The organism is Streptomyces sp. NPDC001750 (assembly GCF_042892615.1).
Classification (GTDB): domain Bacteria; phylum Actinomycetota; class Actinomycetes; order Streptomycetales; family Streptomycetaceae; genus Streptomyces.
In genome coordinates this window covers 147,903-165,308 of record NZ_JBIAUE010000020.1, presented here as the reverse complement: position 1 = coordinate 165,308, position 17,406 = coordinate 147,903, and the positions used below count along the sequence as shown (strand labels likewise).

Sequence of the window (17,406 nt, the reverse complement as noted above, 5' to 3'; positions counted from 1 at the left end):
CCCCGCGGAGCGGGATATGCCCCGGCAAGCCGGGGCATAGAGGCGCGAATTGCGCAAGCGCAATTCGGATTCCGGCGCAAGCGCCGGAATGGAATTCCGTTTACGGAATTCCGACAGGGCGTCAATTCGCGCAAGCGCGAATTGCAGGCACCCGCGCAAGCGCGGTCGCCGAGGCTAGCGGCAAGGGGAGGTGCATCACGCGCGGGCCTGTGTAGGGCTTGGGGTTCCTAGGCACCACCCCCGCAACGAGAGTGACGGAGCATCGGCCTGACGGAGTGCCGGCCCCACCGCAGTGACGGGCTCCGCTGCGCTCCACCCGAACCCCTCCCCCACCCTCGAAACCGGCCGCTCACGTTCACCAATGCTCCGCCAGCATACATGCTTAACCCGCCAGGTGGCACAGAATCCACCACCGCATCACCCGAGCGAGCGAACCCGCTGCCGGAGTGATGCATCACGCTGCCTGACTGTGTAGCGTTTGGGCCCTTGCTCCACTACCCAAAATCCCAGCGAAAAACTACCGGAAGAATTCACGATTGCGCGGCCGTTAATTGCCGAGCCACAGAACGGAAGCCCCGATATGCGAGCGCCGAAATTCGATGGGCGGAGGCACCGGAGCCGAACGGCCCCCCGGGGCCGGGGCGGCGGAACTGTCCACCGGCACCAGCCACGCCTCCGTGCTTTTGAGCGTCACGGCCGGCACCACCCGAGACTCAGCTCCGCTGCTGCTGTCCACGACCCGCACCGGGGCGCGGCGCCGCACGCGAAGCGAGCTCAGCCACGGGGGTCGGTCTCCCCCATCCGGTGGTTGTCGACGGCAACACGCCCGCTGCTGTCGGCTGCTCGTGCCGCGCACCGCGCCGCGTGTCGGCGGGGGTTCGTGTGACAGCCGGGCTCTAGTGACACATAAGAGCGTTCCGCCTCGAAACCGGCTTTGACCTGCGGTGATCCGAAACCGTTTGTTCTAGGTTTCCAGAACAAACGCGTCGCGGGTGTTCTGGAGATCCAGAACAAACACCCTCCAAAGCTGACGGGCCGTCAGGTGACTGTGAGGCATCGTTTGTTCTGCCCCTCCAGAACAAGCCGGTTTACCTAGTGCTACCGTGCTCCTCGAAACGTTGATCATCTCTGGAGGACTGTGCTGATGGAACAGCTGCCGATCGTCCGCCCCGGCGAGCGCGTTGTCGCGCGGTCGGACGGCAAGGGCGGCTTGATCCTGGGCGTCGAGAAGATCAAGGGCCGCGAGTTCGCCGCGAGCGCGGAGTGCAGCGGCTACGTGCTGGACGCCCGGCTGCTGATGGACGTCCTCGGCAGTCTCAGGATGCCCGGCTCCTGGTTCCAGGTCTGGTGCAAGCTCGTGGCGCTGCAGAACGCCAACCGCGCCGACGACAGCCTCCGGGCCGCCGCTCGCGGCTTCGTGAAGACGAACCAGCGTGACCTCCAGGCCCGGTGCAACCTGTCGGCGGCCTCGGTGAACGAGGCGTCGCAGTTCTTCGCGCACATCGGCTGGATGCGCACCGCCAAGCGCGGGATCCTGCAGCTGAACCCGTGGCTCACGGTGGCCGGCACCTCCGGAGAGCAGGAGAAGTGGCAGGCGCTGTGGAACAGCGCGGAGGGTCCGGCCTGCATCATTCCGCACTCCGACTACCCCACCGAGTGGCGCCAGGCCCGCGAGGCGGAGAAGAAGGCCGCCGAGTCGGCCCGCCGCAAGGAGAAGGTCGTCACGCTGCGGCAGCGTCGGCCCGTGCGCAAGGCGAGCGCATGACCGCGCGCGGCATATCCTCGTTACACGTCAACCGGATCGGAAGTGGTGAGGCTCCGTGAGTAGCTCTTACGTCCCCAGCCCTCCCACCGAGGCACCCGTCACGATCACTCGTGAGGTCCTGCGCCTCCTGGCTCTGGTCGACGTCTCCACCGCCGGCCGCCGCGTCCTGGACCAGCTGCTGTACCTCAGCGACCCGGAGACCGGCACCGCCGAGATCAGCCAGAACGAGATGGCGCGCGAGCTGGGCGCGAGCAAGCCGACAGTGAACCGCGGCTTCAAGGAGCTGCGCGAGTGCGGACTCGCCTGGGGTCTCGAGGACGGCCGCTACCAGCTCCACCCGCTGCTGACCGGCGGTGCGGTCTCCTCCCCCGTCATGGCGGTGCCCGAGATCAAGGCCGCTGACCCCGAGAGCTTCACCGAGCAGCGACGGGCCCGGTTCGCCGCCCAGGTGGCCAATCTCGCCGCCACCGGCTAACAACCCCACCGAGGGCTCTGAACGGCCCTCCAGCGGCCTCCTGGCCCCCGCGAAGACACACAGGCGCTGCACCTCCGGGTGCGGCGCCTCCTTCGTGCCAGCCCGCGATCAAGTCGGTAGCACTACGTAAACCGGTTTGTTCTGGGAGAGCAGAACAAGTGCCAGCCGCTCCGACTCCCTCGCCCGTGTTGAGCACCGGGCGGCCGGTAGCACTAGGTGAACCGGATTGTTCTGGAGGAGCAGAACAAACGACGGCCCCTCGGAGTGCGGGCGCTGTATGCAGCAGCCGTGCATGGATCTCCTGCCGGACATGGCAGATCTGCGCTGTCATGCAGCAGCCGGGATGGGCCCGTGGTCCTGCTGCTTGCCCTGGGAGCAGCGGACGTCGGCTGGGTAGCAGCGGGGTCCGAGCAGCGTGCAGCAGCTGGTCGTGCTGCACCGGCCGGGGCCGGCCTGCTACCCGAGCAGCACCCGTGCCGCTTGGCCTATGCAAATGCTGCGCTGCACCCGCGACGCCGCCCTGCTACACCCCGAGGACCACCACCAGGACCATGAGCAGCACCCCGGTGACAACCGCTGCTGCCCGCCGGGTAGCAACCTGCTGCCCACCACGGCGAGCAGCACGACCAGGAGCAGCAGCAGCCCGTCGGCGCAGGCCCTCGCCTCACACCTCACACCCTCATACGCACCTCGCCCACCTGGGGAAACGGGCTGTGTGCCTCACAGGAGCAGCCGGGATCGGCGCTCTATAGGACGGTGCCGTGCAGGGCGCGGCGGTCGCCGGACATGGCGTAGCGGCGGGCGGCGAGGCCGTGTTCGAGGGGTTCGCCGATCTGGTCGCACAGCAGCGCCAGGGTGTCGGCGGCCTCGGTGTCGGAGAGGTAGGCCGGGGCGACTCCGAGCATCAGCTCGCCGATCGCGTGGGTGCTGGCGGCGAGGTCGTCGACGACGGCGCGCAGCGCGGCGACGGTCGGGTCCGCCGGTGGATCTGCGGGCGGTGGCGGCGGGGCGGTGCGGACGTCGCGGACGGCCTGGCGGACCACGGCGCGCACCGTGGCGGTGTCGAGGGCCTGGAGGCCGCTGTGGGCGAGCGTGGCGAGGCGGCGGGTGATCAGCTCCGCGACGTCCTCCGCGCGGCTGGAGACGGCGATCAGGGCGCGCTGGGACAGGCCGTAGTCGAGCGCGGCTGCGGCGGCCAGGTTGGTGTCTCGCGTGCGAGACGGATCGGCGTGGGCGGCGACGGCGCCGTGGATTGCGGTGAGGGTGCGGGCGACGTCCAGGAGCCGGTACGCCTGGGCGCGGCTGATGCCGAACTCCGCGGCGCAGTACGAGTCCCAGCTGCTGTGCCCGAGCGGGAGCCAGACGCGGGCGGCGTGCGCGTCGCGGACCCAGGCGGCGAGCACCGCCACGGAGCGCCGGACGTCGTCCATCGCCTCGCGCAGCGCGGCCGTCATCTCCCGGGCGCGGGCCACGGTGAGCGGCGGCCGCGCCGGTTCGACGGCGTGCTCCTGGTCCTGGCTGTGCTCGCCCACGACTTCATTGTCCGGCACGTGTCGACGGGCTGGACCAGGGGCGTGGCCGCTGGATGCACAGGCCTGTCACAGGAGCGGAGTGGCCCAAACGTGGGAACTGGGCTGTGGTGCCGCGTCGTGTACTCGTCGTTTGCGTTCTTCAGAGCATGAATCTGGTAGTCGAAGAGGCCGCGGTAACTATCAAGACGCTGTCGGTGGGTGGCAAGCGGATGTCGAAGGCGATCTACAGTCAGTTGCCTCGGCGCAGCCCCTTGAACGGTCGCGACTGCACGGTGCAGGGCCAGCTCTGGGGAACGGTGATCGATCCCAAGTGCTGTCACCGCATGAGCGGTGGGGAGCACTGGCACGTCGTGTATGAGCACAGTGGCGAGCTGGCGGTGTGGTGGGTGCGGCAGGGGGCGAAGAACGCGCCGTACAACCTGATCGCTGGTGGCCCGTACGAGCCGGGGTCCCATGTGGACAGGGATTTCCTGGATGCCTGCGCGTTGGACACGCACCGAGGCTCTGCTGGCTTCTTCCAGGGCCGGGTTTTCGATCTGATTCGTGAGGATCAGGTCGCAACGACGATCGAGGAGACCAAGGTCTACCTGACGTGCTCGGCTGCCATGCTGCGGCTGCGGACCGCCCGAAGGGAGCACGCCTCCGCTGAGGAAAGGGCCGCCGGTCTCGGCTGGCCCCGGCGTGAGGGCATGCCCGACTGGCGTGCCGAAGCTGTCGACAAGGCCAGGCAAGAACTGACGGCTGCCGAGGATGGCCTGGCGCGGATGTGCGAGGGGCGCGGGCGCAGCGCTCAGGAGCTGTATGCCGATCTCGTTGAGGATGTTCGTCGTATCAAGCAGGCACGGGAGAACTATGAGGCGGCCTTGAAGGCTGTTGAGCAGCTGCCGCAACTGTTCCTGGGCGCCTGATTCGTGTCCTTGGTTCCTGGAGTGTGAGGATGCGTGTGTTGCGCCGAGAGAGCCACTCGCCCCTGGTGGTCGTTCACGGGGACGTGGTCCTCGATACTGAATTGAGCGTCACCAGTCGCTTGCTCTACGTCGTTTTGCAGGCCCGAGTGGATGACGGCTTCAGCGTGGGGGACATGGTCCCGTTGGTTGGGCTGGAGAACGAGCAGCAGCTGCGGCCGTTCTTGGACGAGCTGGTCGAAGCCGGGCTCCTGGAGACTCGCCCTCACCTCGGCCGGCCGCCGAGCGTCCTGGTCTACCGCACCCCTCTGCCGCAGGAACGCCGTATCCACGGGTGCGTCCCATGCGAGCGGTGCGGGGAGTGCTCCTGCGAGTACACCAAAGGGCTCTGCCGCATCTGTGACCAGATTGGCCGCGTCGAGGAGGGGGCCCGGAAGGACGTCGAACGTTGGAAGAAGCGGCTCGACGAAGGAGCCACCTATGCCGTGGGACGGGGCGCGGCCCGGCTGCACCGCTGGGACTGCCCGAGTTTGAACTCCCCGGAGAAGAGCCTGGAACAACTGGAGCTCTCACGCCGCCATGCCCGCAAGGCCGGCGGACTGTACTGGCCTGGTTTGCCCGACCTGTACACCGCGCAGGAACTGCGGCTGAAGGGCTGCCGGAAGCGTCTGTGCGGCATGTGCGGGCCGGACCCGCTGTAGAACGCGCGGGGCCGCTCAGATGGCGCCGCCTTTCTCGTTGTCCTGATGCAACAACCCCGACATGATGCCGGTGGCGTCGCCCCGGTACCTGAGGCGAAACGGACCCGCCCGTGACATCTACCCCGGCCGCCGAAGCAGTGCAGTACGCCAGCGACGTCACTCTCGCCGACGTCGACGCGATGTGGTCCTTCCTTGAAGAGCGGACCAGCGGGCTGTTGCTCCGCCACGACAGCGGCTCCGCCGAGCGCCGGATTGCGAAGGCCCTGGACGCTGCAGCGTTCCATCACTTCTACGCCGCGCAGAAGGTCTTCGATGTGGACGACGGGTCTGCCGAGATGCTGCGCGCCCGGCAGCAGCGCTGGAACGAGCTGTGCCGAATCCTGGCACCGTGGCGGGACACCGAGGGCTACGACACCGCCCGTTGGCAGCAGGTGCGCCACTGTGACGAGCGACATGCCTCCGAGATGGCAGCGTACGAGGCCGAGCGGAAGGCCGAGATGGCGGCGTACTACCGGGAGCGGCTGTGACGACGGGCCTTCCCCGGACTCCGGCTCTGGGCTGATCGCTCAGGCCTCCGGCCGGCCTGCCCGTGTGGCAGTGGTCAGGGGCAAGGAGATCGGCGGCGATCAGCCGGGCTTCCAGACGCAGGGCTGTGGCTGCGCGCAGGGCGTCGGACAGGGTGAGTACGCGGCCGGCCTGGGCGCCGATGTGGGAAGGTCGAGCATGCCTGCGGGGCCCGCACAGGGGCACTCCTGGGCGTGGCTACGTCGTCTGGGAGTTGCCGCAGGCGGGTCGTTAGCGGCGCCTTCGGCCGTGGCCGGGCAGGCCGGCGGGGATCGCGTACACGCTGGAGCCACCGGTGCTGGGGACCGGCTCCGCCCGCCACCCCTGGGCCGGTGCGGGCGCCACCATGCGCAGCAGTCCGTCCACGGCGGGGCGGGCGGCGGGGGTCCGTATCGGTTCTCCGGACAGTGGGCACCTTTCGCCTTCGGGCATGAGGTGCTGGGCGAGTGTCTTCTTATGGGTGATGCGGGCCCAGGTGCCGCAGGCACACTCGTAGTTGCCCGTCAGCTCCTTGCCGGACAGGACGACTTGCCTGGACTTCGGGCACGGGTCGGGAAGGCCGGGCACCGGATGCTCGTAGAGGCGGCCGCTGCTCAGGCTCGCCTTGGTCCTGGCGCCACACTCGGGGCAGACATATGCCTTCGTCTTCGTCGGTGCATGAGCGTGCCTGGGCATGTCGTCACCCTTCACTCCGCCGTGGCCCCTGCCCTGTCCGTCAACTCGCCGCGCAGGTAGAACGGTGAGGTTCTCCCCCGCCCGGCCGCCGCCCACACTCGACAACCACACCACCGGCGTGCAGGCAAGGAGAAGCGTGATGTCCAAGAAGACCGACCCCGACAACCCGTACGGCTACGCCCCGGAGACCGACACCGTCCGAGTCGGGCGGCACGACCTGGCGCGCCTGCTGCTGGAGTTCCGCTCGCTGGTCCGCAAGCAGGAGCCGGGCAGTTGGGACCACATGGACGACTACGACCTGTCCTTCGAGCGCCTGGCCGACGTCGTCGACGCTGGCGCCAAGGCCCGGCGGGGCACCCGCTGGGAGGGCCCCGACCTCCGGCTGCGCTGCACCACTACCGAGGACGTCTACGAATGGCCGGAGGGCGCCCCCTACGACGGCGGGATGACGGTCACGTGGAACGTTCCGGGCTACGGTTCCCACGCCACCGGAGACGACTTCACGGACCTGCCTACCTCGCTGTGCGGCTTCCGGTGGTCGGCGAAGGAAGGCCGGCGGGTGAAAGGCCTGCCGGACTGCCTCGAGTGCCTGCGCGAGGTTCAGCTCGGTGCCGACCGCCCCCGCGGCCGCTGGTGAGGACCGCATGGAGCACAGCCGGATGGCGCAGCACCTCGACGTGCTCCTGACCGATGAGGCCCTCGCCTTGATGAAACGGTTGGTTCGGCTCGGCCCTCTGTACGGCAACAAGCAACAAGGTGCCGAAGGCAGCCCTGTATCTGGACGATCTGATCGACACCGGCCAGCTGCCGATCTTCGGGGACGGCGAGAAGGGCACGCTCCTACCCCTCGCAGAGGCTGCGGCGAGGTTCGGTTCCCAGGACGGCGACCTTCGCGCGTCGCTCCACAACCTGCATGCGGCGGGAATGCTGCTCCTGGACACGGACAACGACCACGACATCGCCGTCATCCGCGTGGTTGCCCAGAAACCCGGGGAACCCGGAGGTCCCTGGCGGTTCCAGGGAGACCCTGACGCGGTCACCGCGAAGACTTGTATCCCGGATGGCATCTGGGAGGATCTGCCCGCTGAGGTTGCCGGGGCCGTGATGTACCTGCGAATGTGCCGGTCCCAGTTGCAGGAGCCCGACCCCAAGAAGTTCGGCCAGCACGAGGGAGTGAATGGCATTGCGCACGCCAAGAAGCTGTTCGCCGCGGCGCTGGAGTCCGGTGCTGTCGACGAGAAGGGGTGCGAGGCGTGTCCGGCGGGCCACCTGTGCACCCGCACTGAGGACTGAGCGCGAGCGAGTGGAATGGGGCCGCGACCCCGGCAGTTGCGATGCCGGGGTCAGGGCGTTGTCACCGGTGGCTATCCGAGCCAGGTAATGGTGAGGACGGAGATGCGGCGCAGGGGCCGGTTCACCCAGTAGGTGAGGGAGAGCTGGCCGACGGAGGCGTGGCGGACGTCCTCGCCCTCGGGATCGTCGGCGTTCCACTGCCGGAAGCCCCACGGGTTGCCGGCGGCGGCGTCCAAGACGTCCCACACCATGTCTTCGACGTGCTCGGGCAGGGTGTCGAGGACCTTTGCGGCCGGGGCGGAGAAGCGGACCGCGTACGGCTGCTGTGCGGTCACCGGCGCCTGCCGCGGAGCTCCGCGATGTCGATGAAGTCGCTGTCGTCGTAGCCGGAGGCGACGAAGGCGTCGACGGCCGGGGCGGAGGCGAGGCGGCCCTGCCAGTCCTGGATGACCTCGTACAGCCCGCCGAGGGAGAACGTGCGCCGCGATTCCTCGAGTGCGGCCGCCCACTCCCGCTCGAAGGCCGGCGCCCACTGTGCGGCGCGCGGGTCGGCGCGCAGCTGGGCGAGGAGTTCGGCCGGAGCCCCGGGCGCGGGGGCGTAGGACGGGGTGGGCGTGTGCTCGGGCTGGGCGCTCATGGGCTCCTCCAGGCGGGTCTCATCGCCACGGTAGCGAGCGTCGGGGTGCAGGGAGAGGGGTTCGGCACTCATGGGAGTTCTCTCTCCCTTGCCAAGGCTGTCGTGCAGGGTGGGGGAATGTCGGGCAGCGATGGGGCGGGTTCGTTGTACACGTCGTGGACTTGGCCGTCCGTGCTCAGCAGCCAGGCGCGGTGAAGGGCATCAGGGTGGGTCGCCGTCAGCCTCGTCAGGACCTCGCGCACCAGTGGTGCCGGAAGGTCGAAGATGGGCGGAGGCGGCTTGCGTGGAGGCTGTCCGGGCGTGACGGGCCTCGGCGGCTCCCACCCCAGTCGCCCATCGATGAGGAGCGCGGTGTTCAGTCCGAGCTGACGCGCTCTCCTCAGTTGGCCCGGACGCCCATTCTGCTTTGCTTCGTTGATCTTCTCGACGATCGGGGCACCGACAAAGCCGCGAACGTGCGTTGCGTCGTGTCGCCAGCCCCATGGTGTGGGCAGCACGGGCCAGCGAAGGGCGTCAGCGGGGGCGAGGGCGATCGTCAGTTCCACGCGCTCGTCAGGGCCTGGGGGCTGCCAGGGTTCTGCCACGGGATAAGGGAGATCCGGATTGAAGTCGGGCGCGTCTGGGTCGTAGACAGGACGACCCGTGATGGCAGCCCGGTGGCCGAACGCGACGAGACGGTCGAAGTAGCGGCGCCGGTCCTTCTTGCTGCCGGTGTGCGGGGTGACCGTGACACGCAGACCACCAGTCGGACTGAGCAAGGCGGCGCCGGCCAGCTCCCGGTTCAGCTCGTCGTGTGCGGCCCGGATGGCGGCCGGCAGGTTGTTGCCGCCGGGCGCCCGCAGCGTGGTGTGATCCACGTAGAACTCTTGGCCGTCGACGCTGACGTGTGCATCGACCGTCAGCACCTCCGCCTCAAGGCCAAACCGTTCCGCGTAACGCCTGGGTTGGACATCGGGGAAGCCGAGCGGTACCACGGTTCGCCCCTGGGCCTCCAGGCCAGCCGCCCAGGCTCGGAAGGCGGATTCCTCCTGCGGATGCCCGGCCAGCATCCGCCAGGGGCTGAGGTCATGAGACATGGGGCACCACGTGAACCTCTGTGAGCCGAAGCTCAGGAGTTGTCACCAGCGGGACCAGCTGAGCTGGCGAACGGGGACGGTCGAGGCAACCTGGTTGTCACCCACGAGGCATCTGACTTGTCACAGACGCTCATTCAGCAGTCTTTCTGTCACCAGAAACGAAGATCGGGAGCCTGGGGACCTCCTCGGCGCTTCCATGGGCCCATGGCCGCTACACGTGCTGGGTCGGGAAGGGTAGTCGAAGCCGCTGACACCGGGTCCGTCTGGTCGCATCAGTGCAGCTGGGAGGACCTTTTCGTGCCGACGGACGTCGACGCGGGCAGGTCCGGCCTGGATCTGGGCGACGGCTGGACGAGACGGTGGACGGTCTCGTGGCGGGCAGGCGGGGACGATGCGTCCTGCTCGGTGCACGATCTCGTACAGGAGCCGGTGCTCACGAGCGACCCGATGCGGCACTTCACCTGGCGCCGGGACCAACGGCACCGTCCTGGCCTGCAGTTCCTGACCAGCACCGGTCGGCACCACGGCGCGGAGAGCCTGGAGGAGAGCCGGGTGCTGCTGGCCCTGGACTTTGCCGGCGACGTGGTCGACGTCGTCTCGCAGCCGCTGAAGATCTCCTTCGCAACCTGCGGGAAGCGCCGCGCCCACACCCCTGACTACCTCTCGGTGACCCGCCGCGGCGTCTGGCTGATCGACGTACGCCCCGAGCCGCTGATCAAGGAGCCGGACCGGGAGTCGTTCGCCGCGGCCGCCGAGGTCGCCGTCGCCTGCGGCTGGCGCTACGCGGTGGCCGCCCGCTGGCGCGAGCACGCCTTCGCGGGCCTGGACGCGATGGCATCGCGGCGCCGGCTGAGGTCCGATCCGCTGGGGCTTCGGCCGGTGCTGCTCGCCGAGGCCGGCGGCGGGCGGAGGTTCGGTGAGCTCGCGGCGGCGACGGGCTGCGAGCCGGTCGCCCGGGCCCAGCTGCTGCACCTGCTGTGGTCCCGGCAGCTGGGCGTCGATCTGGCCGGCCCGCTTGGGGACCGCTCGCTCGTGCTGCCCGCCGGGGAGGCGGGCCGGTGACCGCGGCGGCGGTGCTGGACCTTTCCCCGGGCGCCGGGCTGGTGCTGGACGGGACGGAGTGGACGGTCGAGCGCCGCGAACCGCACCTGGGCCGGGTGCAGTTGGTGAAGGACGACGGCACCCGCGAGCGGGTGACGTTCCGGTTCCTGGCCAACCATCCGCAGTGCCGGCCGTCGTCGCGGACGTCGGCGGCGGGGGCCGACCGGGGCCGCCAGCGCAAGGCGTCCGAGGACCTGAACGCGGGCCGGCTGGAGCTGACCGGGCTGCGGATGGCCCACCTGCTGGAAGTGGCGACCGGGTTCCGCTCCGGCGACCCGTTCCACCCGGGCCCGGGCGAGCCGAAGCCTGAGTACGACCCGAGAAGGACGACGCTCACCGAGCGCCGGCACGCGAAGGTGGCGGAGCTCGCGGCTCTGGACCCGCAGCACGCGAGGCTGCTGGGGCTTGGCTCGGTCGGCTACCGGACGCTGATCCGGTGGGAGAACGCCCGCCGCCGGTTCGGGCTGGTCGGCTGCGCGGACGACCGGTGGCTGCGCCGCAGCGGCGGGACCCGCACGGTTTCGGAGCCGGTGCGGGAGGCGGTCTGGGCGGTCCGCGAGGAGACGCAGCGGATGGCGAAGGTGTCGATGCGGACGAAGGACCGCATGATCCGCCAGTACGTCCGCGAGGAGTTCGGGCCCGAGACGAAGGTGCCCAGCTACGACACCCTTCGCCGGCTCTGGCAGGAGTGGTTCGGTCCCGGCGGCGCCCGGCAGCGCTACGCGCGGTCGGCCGACTTGCCGGAGTCTCAGGGGCACGTCCTGGTGCACCGGCCGGGCCAGGTCGTCGCGCTGGACACCACGGTGCTGCCGGTCATGGTCCGCGAGCACGTCTTCGGCGATCCGGTGAAGATGCACCTCACCCTGGCCCTGGACGTCTGCACGCACTCGCTGGTCGCCTTCCGGCTGACGCTGGTTTCCGACACCTCGGTGGACGTCGCGATGGTGTTGCGGGACGTGACGATGCCGCTGCCGATGCGGGCGGACTGGGGCGAGGACCTGGAATGGCCCTACCCCGGCCTGCCCGCCGCGGTGGTGGCCGAGTTCGCCGGGCACGCGGTGGCCGGCCTGCCGTTCTTCACCCCGGAGACGGTGACCACCGACCACGGATCGGTCTATCGCAACCACCACCTGGTCGAGGTCGAGCGTGTGCTCGGCTGCCAGGTCCTGCCTGCGCGGGTGCTGCGGCCGACCGACAAGGCCGCCGTCGAGCGGGCCTTCGGCGTGATCAGGCAGCTGCTGTTCGAGCACCTGGTCGGCTTCACCGGCGTCGACGTCGCCGACCGCGGGGCCGATCCGGCCGCGGACGCGGTGCTGACGGCCGACCAGCTCGAGCACCTGATCGCGACGTGGATCGTCGGCGTCTGGCAGAAGCGGGAGTTGGGCGAGTACGCCCCGGCCTGGGATCCGGACGGCTCGCACAGCCCGAACTCGCTGTTCGCGGCGTCGTTCGCGCAGACCGGCTTCGCGATGGACATCCCCTCCCCGGAGCTGTTCTACGAGCTGCTTCCGGCCCACTACGTCCGCATCGACAAGCGCCGAGGGGTGAAGATCCGCGGACTTTGGTACGACGACCCGGACGTCCTGCGGGACTACCGCGGCGAGCTGTCGACGCGGGGCGGCAAGCACAAGGGCAAGTGGCTCATCCGCCGCGACCCTCGGGATCGGCGCCAGGTGTTCTTCCAGGACCCGCTCAGCCATGCGTGGCACCCGCTGCCCTGGACGGGCATGCCCCGAGCCGGGCAGATGCCGGCCTTCGGGGACGCGCGGGCCAGCGCCCTGCTCGCGAAGGCCGCCGCGGCCGGGCTGAAGCCGAAGTCGGACACCGAACTGCTGCCGGTGCTGCTGGAGCTGATCGGCTCGAACATTCCGGTCAGCAAGTGGCCGACCCAGATGAAGAAGTCCCAGCGCACCGAGCATGCCCGCGAGACGCACCAGGCCAGGGCCGCGCAGGCCGACCGGCCGCCGAGCACGGCGGCCGCGGCCCCACCACCCGCCCCCACTCCCGCTGGGGAGGAGACGGCGACGGTGCTCAGCTGGCCGGGCCGGGCCCGCCAGATGCAGGACGCGGTCGCCGGGGAACGACGCCAGCGGCGGGAGGACGTCCGGCCCGCGCCCGTCCCGCCGCCCGAGCTGGGCCACAGCTTCCGGGCCCGCAGCGTGTTCGTCCTGCCCGAGGACGACCTGGAGGAGGACCGTGGTGGACCAGACAACGCCGGATGAGCACGCGGTCGTCCCCTTCCTGCGGGCCGGCCCGCCGCCGGACCGCACCCGCTGGGAGGGCTGGCAGCAGTGGCGGAAGATCCGCGGCACCTTCGTGCCCGCACCACGGCTCACGCCGGCGGATTACCAGAGCCTGAGCCCCCGGCGCCGGGCTCTGCACGACCTGCACCGCACCGCGACGCACGTCAACATGCGGCTGCAGGAGACGCCGATGAGCGCGCGGGTCGCGAACATGATGCGCGGCCGGCTGCAGAACAACGCGGTGAAGTTCATGCCCGGCACCCGCGACGGCCTGATGATCAACGGCGGCGGGTTCCAGGGCAAGACCGAGACCGCCTGCGACGCGGCGGCGTCCTTCGAGGACCTCTGGCGCGAGGTCCACCACCAGCTGCTGCCCGCATCGACCCCCGGCACCCGGGACGTGTTCGTCCCCGTCGCCTACTGCCGCCTGCCGGTCCGCGCGACACCCAAGGGACTCTGCAAGGCGATCTTGAACGTCTATGGCAACCCGCACCCCGGAACGCTGGACGACCTGGTCAGAGCGGTGCGGGACGCGATCCGGGACCATCACACCACCGCCCTGCTGATCGACGACATCACCCGGCTCCGGCTCCACCGTGAGGACGACCAGGACACCCTTGACCTGATCCGCGAACTGATGGACCTCAACGTCACCCTGATCCTGATCGGCGTGGACATCCCCGGCTCCGGCCTCCTGCGCGGCGCCTACGTCGACCAGCGCACCGGGCAGTGGGTCTTCCCCGACAACGGGCGGGGCGGGCGGCACCACGTCGCGGCCGCCACGCAGACCGGCCGCCGGTTCGACATGGTCGATCTCGATCCGTTCGACTACTCCACCCCGTCCGGCATCACCGCCTTCCTCGACCACCTGGCCGGCGTCGAGGACCAACTGCGGCTCCTGCGGTCCTTCGAAGGCATGCTGACCACCGGCGAGATGCCCGAGTACCTCTTCGGCCGCACCCGCGGCGTCGTCGGCCTGCTGCGGAGGCTGATCGAGGACGGCTGCACCGAGGCGATCCTCACCGGCGAGGAATGCCTCACCCCGGAACTGCTCGCGAAGACCACGATCCACCTCGGCAACCTGGACGACCTCGACCCCGGGGCCGGCGAGGTCCCCGACATCCCGCAGAACACCACCTCGCCCACGAAGCCCAAGCCCCGCCGGCGCGGACGCAACACGGTCCTCGACGACCGCGGGAACAGGCCGGCCGCGGGTGACTGACGCGACCGCCGGGCTGCGGCCCTTCGGACTCAGCCTCGATCCGCTGCAGGGCGAGTCCCTGGCCGGCTTCGTCCTGCGTCTGGCCCACCGCCTGCACGTCTCACCCAACGAGCTCGCCCGGCAGACCGGCCTGACCGAACAGGACCGGCTCGGCCGGGCCCGGGCCTCGCTTTCGACGTGGCTGAGCCCCAGCGAGGTCAGCAGCTTCGCCCTCACCACCCGGCTGGACCCCCGCGAAGTGCGCGCGATGACCCTGGAACCCTTCGCCTCCCGCTACCCGCCGGCGGCCCGCAGCATCGCCGACGTCCGGGCCGGGCGGGTCTACTCCATGCACACGGACCGATGGCTGTTCCCCACCACCGCCCGCTACTGCCCTCACTGCCTCGTCGGCGACGGCTCCGACATCCAGCACGCCCACGGCGGCCCCTGGCAGATCCTTTGGCGCCTGCCCGTCGTCTTCGCCTGCCCGCTGCACAAGGTGTTCCTGGAACACCTCTGCCCCCACTGCCGCAAGCCGATCAACTTCAGCAGCAGAACACAGCTGGTCCCCCGCCCCGCCGCCACCGGGGTCCACCCCGCCCACTGCCGGTCCTCCCTGACCCAGGACGTCCCGACCACCCGGCCGGGCGACCCCTGCGGGGCACCGCTCGCGCACGACCCACGGCACCACCAGCCTGGACCCGCCCTGCTCGAGCTCCAGCACAAGATCCTCGGCCTGCTCGGCCCCGGCCGGCCCAAACGGCAAGCACAGCAGTACTTCACCGAACTCATCCTGCTCGCCGGGCTCGTCATGATCAGCTGGCCGCGCATCCAGCCGGTCGGCACCACCCGCCCCCTCGCCGCCGCCGTCGACCGGCACCTCGCCATCCACGACGGAGTCGACTCCCGCCCCTACCGCTCCACCGCGGCACCCGTCGACGCGCTCGCCTGCGCCGCCCTCCTCCAGGTCACCGATCGCATCCTGACCGCCGACGACCTGCGCGAAGCGCTCTCCCCGCTCGCACCCGAGGAGAACCGGAACCGCAGCGGAATCGTGCCCACACGGCATCTGATCTGGGACAACGTCTTCAAGAAACAGCGCAACGCATGCTCCGAGCGCTTCCAACAGGCCGCCGACACGATCGTTCCCACCTTCAGACGCACTGGGAAAGGCGGACTCCGCCTCCCCTCCACCGGCGTCGGCCTGCGACCCGAACACATCCCTGCGTGCTTGCCCCACGACCTTGCCGAACGCCACCTCGGCTTCCTCTCGGACACCACGCCCAAGATGCGCCGACGCGCGGCCGCGGTCTTCCTCGTCCAGCGCGCACGCGGCGGTGGCTTGGACAAAGCCGCACAGTTCCTCGGGATCAATCCCGAGAACAAGAGGCTCGGTTACACCCAGCTGCTGAACCGCCGCCTCCGCACCAGCGGCATGGCCCGCGACTTCGAACAGGCCCTCGACGCCATCACCGCCGAACTCCTCGCCGGCCCGGTCATCGACTACCAACACCGACGCGAAACCCTCGCCACCTGGACGCTGGAACCCGAGAGCTGGCAGCACATGCTCGCCCGGCTCCCGGACCTCACCAGCCACCGAAAGCCCCTCAGCGACGACCGCCGGCGCCTGGCCGTCAGCGCCTACATCTGGACCCGCGTCACCGAAGGCGAGCCCGACTTCGCACCCTGCCCGCCGCACATCGCCCCCGACCCCGCACTACGCGCCGTCTGGACCCGGGAGCGACACAACGTCTTCCACTGGCTCCGCACAACTGACCATCAGCCCTACTACGGCGCCCTCAAGCCGCTGCTCGAAGACCACGCCGAGCGCCTGGCCAAGGCGACCGACCACCGTCAGTGACGGCATGCACAATGCGTTCATGAGTCACGACTACAGGCCCGGTGACGTGCTGTTGCTGGAGTGCCCGTTCACTGAGACCGCCGTCACCGGGGTCACCCCTTACTACGTATCCGTGCGGTGGCCGTGGTTGGAAGTGGACCCCCAGGCCGAGAACATCAGGTGGAACGGCCAGAGGGCGCTTCCAACGCCCGTGGCCCGCGAGTGGGAGATCTTCCGAACAGAACCGGCGGAGACCACCCTGAAGCCGGGCGATACCTGCCTGGTGGGAATCCCCACGACCGTGGTGCACGTCCAGGCGGTCCACCGCTTCGATCCGCCCCTGGTCACCGGCATGCTGCCCCGGCCCGCGTCCTACCTCGAGGTCCTGCAGCAGGGTGAGACCCACGACCCTTCCCTCGAAGACCAGGGCTACACGATCGATCCGGCCGGCGGCGAACCCATACGCATCGAGCTGTTCTTCCGTCCGTACGCCTTCCTCGAACTGGGTGATGAGGTTGCCGACAGGAACGGGCGCGCCTGGCGGTTCGATGCGGCCTGGAACTGGCACCCCTTCGACGGCGAGCAATCGGGCACTCCGACCTGGCCCCTGAAGTTGATCACCCGCCGTGGTGAGCCGACACCGAAGGAAGCCGAAGAGGTCGCCCGGGCAACAGCGGCCGGCAGCCACTCGGACGAACTGGAGCGGTGGAGCGTACTCACTCACGCGCAACCAGCCGCCCATCAGCAGTAGGCCCCGCAGGTGACAAGAAGCCTGCCTATGTGACAACTATCTTGCTTCGGCTCACTCTGGCACGAGTTTCTCGCTTAACGGGGGCACGGTCAGAATTCCAGGTCCAGGTAGTCGATGTCGTTGATTTCGACGTCCGTGAGTCCCATGGCGCGGCCTCCGCTGTCCTGGAAATAGACGTCCTTTAGTCCTTCCGCGATGATTCCACGCATTTCCTGGTCGCTGGCGCCCGTGTCGCGGGCGTCGAACAGGCGCTGCGCGTAAGCCGGAGGGAGGTGCACGGTGAGTCGCCGGAACCGCCCGTCGTCGGTCGTACCGACCGGCGCGGTGTACCCGAACCGGGCCCTGGTCTCCACGGTGATCCCGCCCGTGGTGGCGGCCTGGCGCTGCCGGCGCTTGCGCACCAGCGGCTGCCAGCGGGACCGGACGGCGCTGTCGATCTTCGCTGCGATGTCCTTCGGTGGGTGCTTGCGCTCGCCCTTGCGGTACCGCTCCACCGATCGCTGGCTGACCCCGAGCTCCGCCGCAACGGCCTTGGTCGTCTTGAGCTGCTTCAGCAGAAAGTTGATGCGGCCCTGGAGGGTCTTGGGCGGCTCCCGGGTGAATGCCTCGCGGTCGGCGCGCTCGATCGCGTCGTCAATCTCCCCCAC

At 69.6% G+C, this 17,406-nt stretch carries 18 protein-coding genes; 12 read left to right on the top strand and 6 right to left on the bottom strand.

The window, feature by feature from the left end; all coding sequences use genetic code 11:
* Positions 1-1,144: 1,144 nt before the first annotated feature.
* Positions 1,145-1,765, top strand: a complete 621-nt coding sequence (locus ACFYY6_RS27655) for a hypothetical protein (protein WP_389195926.1) — start codon at positions 1,145-1,147, stop codon at positions 1,763-1,765.
* Between the two features lie 55 nt (positions 1,766-1,820).
* Positions 1,821-2,240 (top strand): helix-turn-helix domain-containing protein, encoded by a 420-nt coding sequence (locus tag ACFYY6_RS27650; RefSeq protein ID WP_389195923.1) that lies wholly within the window; start codon positions 1,821-1,823, stop codon positions 2,238-2,240.
* 746 nt (positions 2,241-2,986) lie between these two features.
* Here ACFYY6_RS27650 and ACFYY6_RS27645 read toward each other — a convergent pair.
* On the bottom strand, positions 2,987-3,772 hold the full coding sequence (locus tag ACFYY6_RS27645) for a hypothetical protein (protein ID WP_389195920.1): 786 nt from the start codon (positions 3,770-3,772) through the stop codon (positions 2,987-2,989).
* Positions 3,773-3,918: 146 nt separating this feature from the next.
* Here ACFYY6_RS27645 and ACFYY6_RS27640 point away from each other — a divergent pair, with 146 nt between their 5' ends.
* The 3 genes from ACFYY6_RS27640 (at position 3,919) to ACFYY6_RS27630 (ending at position 5,905) form a co-directional block, all read left to right on the top strand.
* Positions 3,919-4,680, top strand: coding sequence for a hypothetical protein (locus ACFYY6_RS27640; protein WP_389195917.1), 762 nt, complete (start codon positions 3,919-3,921; stop codon positions 4,678-4,680).
* A 173-nt stretch (positions 4,681-4,853) separates the two neighbouring features.
* Positions 4,854-5,378, top strand: coding sequence for a hypothetical protein (locus tag ACFYY6_RS27635; RefSeq protein WP_389195914.1), 525 nt, complete (start codon positions 4,854-4,856; stop codon positions 5,376-5,378).
* Positions 5,379-5,488: 110 nt separating this feature from the next.
* Positions 5,489-5,905 (top strand): hypothetical protein, encoded by a 417-nt coding sequence (locus tag ACFYY6_RS27630; protein ID WP_389195911.1) that lies wholly within the window; start codon positions 5,489-5,491, stop codon positions 5,903-5,905.
* Between the two features lie 268 nt (positions 5,906-6,173).
* Here the strand turns inward: ACFYY6_RS27630 and ACFYY6_RS27625 are convergent, their stop codons facing one another.
* Complete coding sequence (locus ACFYY6_RS27625; protein WP_389195908.1) at positions 6,174-6,617, bottom strand: hypothetical protein; 444 nt, start codon at positions 6,615-6,617, stop codon at positions 6,174-6,176.
* 139 nt (positions 6,618-6,756) lie between these two features.
* On the opposite strand from ACFYY6_RS27625, the gene ACFYY6_RS27620 reads away from it, so the two are divergent.
* Entirely contained in the window at positions 6,757-7,254 is a 498-nt protein-coding gene (locus ACFYY6_RS27620; RefSeq protein WP_389195905.1) for a hypothetical protein, read from the top strand.
* A 119-nt stretch (positions 7,255-7,373) separates the two neighbouring features.
* A complete protein-coding gene (locus tag ACFYY6_RS27615; RefSeq protein WP_389195902.1) occupies positions 7,374-7,910 on the top strand; it encodes a hypothetical protein in 537 nt (178 codons plus the stop codon).
* Between the two features lie 71 nt (positions 7,911-7,981).
* Here the strand turns inward: ACFYY6_RS27615 and ACFYY6_RS27610 are convergent, their stop codons facing one another.
* The 3 genes from ACFYY6_RS27610 to ACFYY6_RS27600 all read right to left on the bottom strand — a co-directional run bounded on the left by ACFYY6_RS27610 (position 7,982) and on the right by ACFYY6_RS27600 (position 9,623).
* Positions 7,982-8,245: a hypothetical protein gene (locus tag ACFYY6_RS27610; protein ID WP_389195899.1), complete on the bottom strand. Its 264-nt coding sequence runs from the start codon at positions 8,243-8,245 to the stop codon at positions 7,982-7,984.
* On the bottom strand, positions 8,242-8,547 hold the full coding sequence (locus tag ACFYY6_RS27605; RefSeq protein ID WP_389195943.1) for a DUF6247 family protein: 306 nt from the start codon (positions 8,545-8,547) through the stop codon (positions 8,242-8,244). Before ACFYY6_RS27605 ends, ACFYY6_RS27610 begins: the two co-directional genes overlap by 4 nt.
* A 68-nt stretch (positions 8,548-8,615) precedes the next feature.
* A complete protein-coding gene (locus ACFYY6_RS27600) occupies positions 8,616-9,623 on the bottom strand; it encodes a hypothetical protein (protein ID WP_389195896.1) in 1,008 nt (335 codons plus the stop codon).
* 297 nt (positions 9,624-9,920) lie between these two features.
* On the opposite strand from ACFYY6_RS27600, the gene ACFYY6_RS27595 reads away from it, so the two are divergent.
* The 5 genes from ACFYY6_RS27595 to ACFYY6_RS27575 are packed head-to-tail and all read left to right on the top strand — an operon-like array spanning position 9,921 to position 16,759.
* Positions 9,921-10,685, top strand: a complete 765-nt coding sequence (locus ACFYY6_RS27595) for a TnsA-like heteromeric transposase endonuclease subunit (RefSeq protein ID WP_388968490.1) — start codon at positions 9,921-9,923, stop codon at positions 10,683-10,685.
* Positions 10,682-12,946, top strand: a complete 2,265-nt coding sequence (locus ACFYY6_RS27590) for a transposase (RefSeq protein WP_389195893.1) — start codon at positions 10,682-10,684, stop codon at positions 12,944-12,946. The genes ACFYY6_RS27595 and ACFYY6_RS27590 overlap by 4 nt, the downstream gene beginning before the upstream one ends.
* Positions 12,924-14,189, top strand: coding sequence for an AAA family ATPase (locus tag ACFYY6_RS27585; RefSeq protein WP_389195890.1), 1,266 nt, complete (start codon positions 12,924-12,926; stop codon positions 14,187-14,189). Before ACFYY6_RS27590 ends, ACFYY6_RS27585 begins: the two co-directional genes overlap by 23 nt.
* A complete protein-coding gene (locus ACFYY6_RS27580; protein WP_389195888.1) occupies positions 14,182-16,029 on the top strand; it encodes a TniQ family protein in 1,848 nt (615 codons plus the stop codon). The genes ACFYY6_RS27585 and ACFYY6_RS27580 overlap by 8 nt, the downstream gene beginning before the upstream one ends.
* A gap of 19 nt (positions 16,030-16,048) precedes the next feature.
* Complete coding sequence (locus ACFYY6_RS27575; protein ID WP_389195885.1) at positions 16,049-16,759, top strand: hypothetical protein; 711 nt, start codon at positions 16,049-16,051, stop codon at positions 16,757-16,759.
* Between the two features lie 89 nt (positions 16,760-16,848).
* Here the strand turns inward: ACFYY6_RS27575 and tpg are convergent, their stop codons facing one another.
* Complete coding sequence (gene tpg, locus ACFYY6_RS27570) at positions 16,849-17,406, bottom strand: telomere-protecting terminal protein Tpg (RefSeq protein WP_389195882.1); 558 nt, start codon at positions 17,404-17,406, stop codon at positions 16,849-16,851.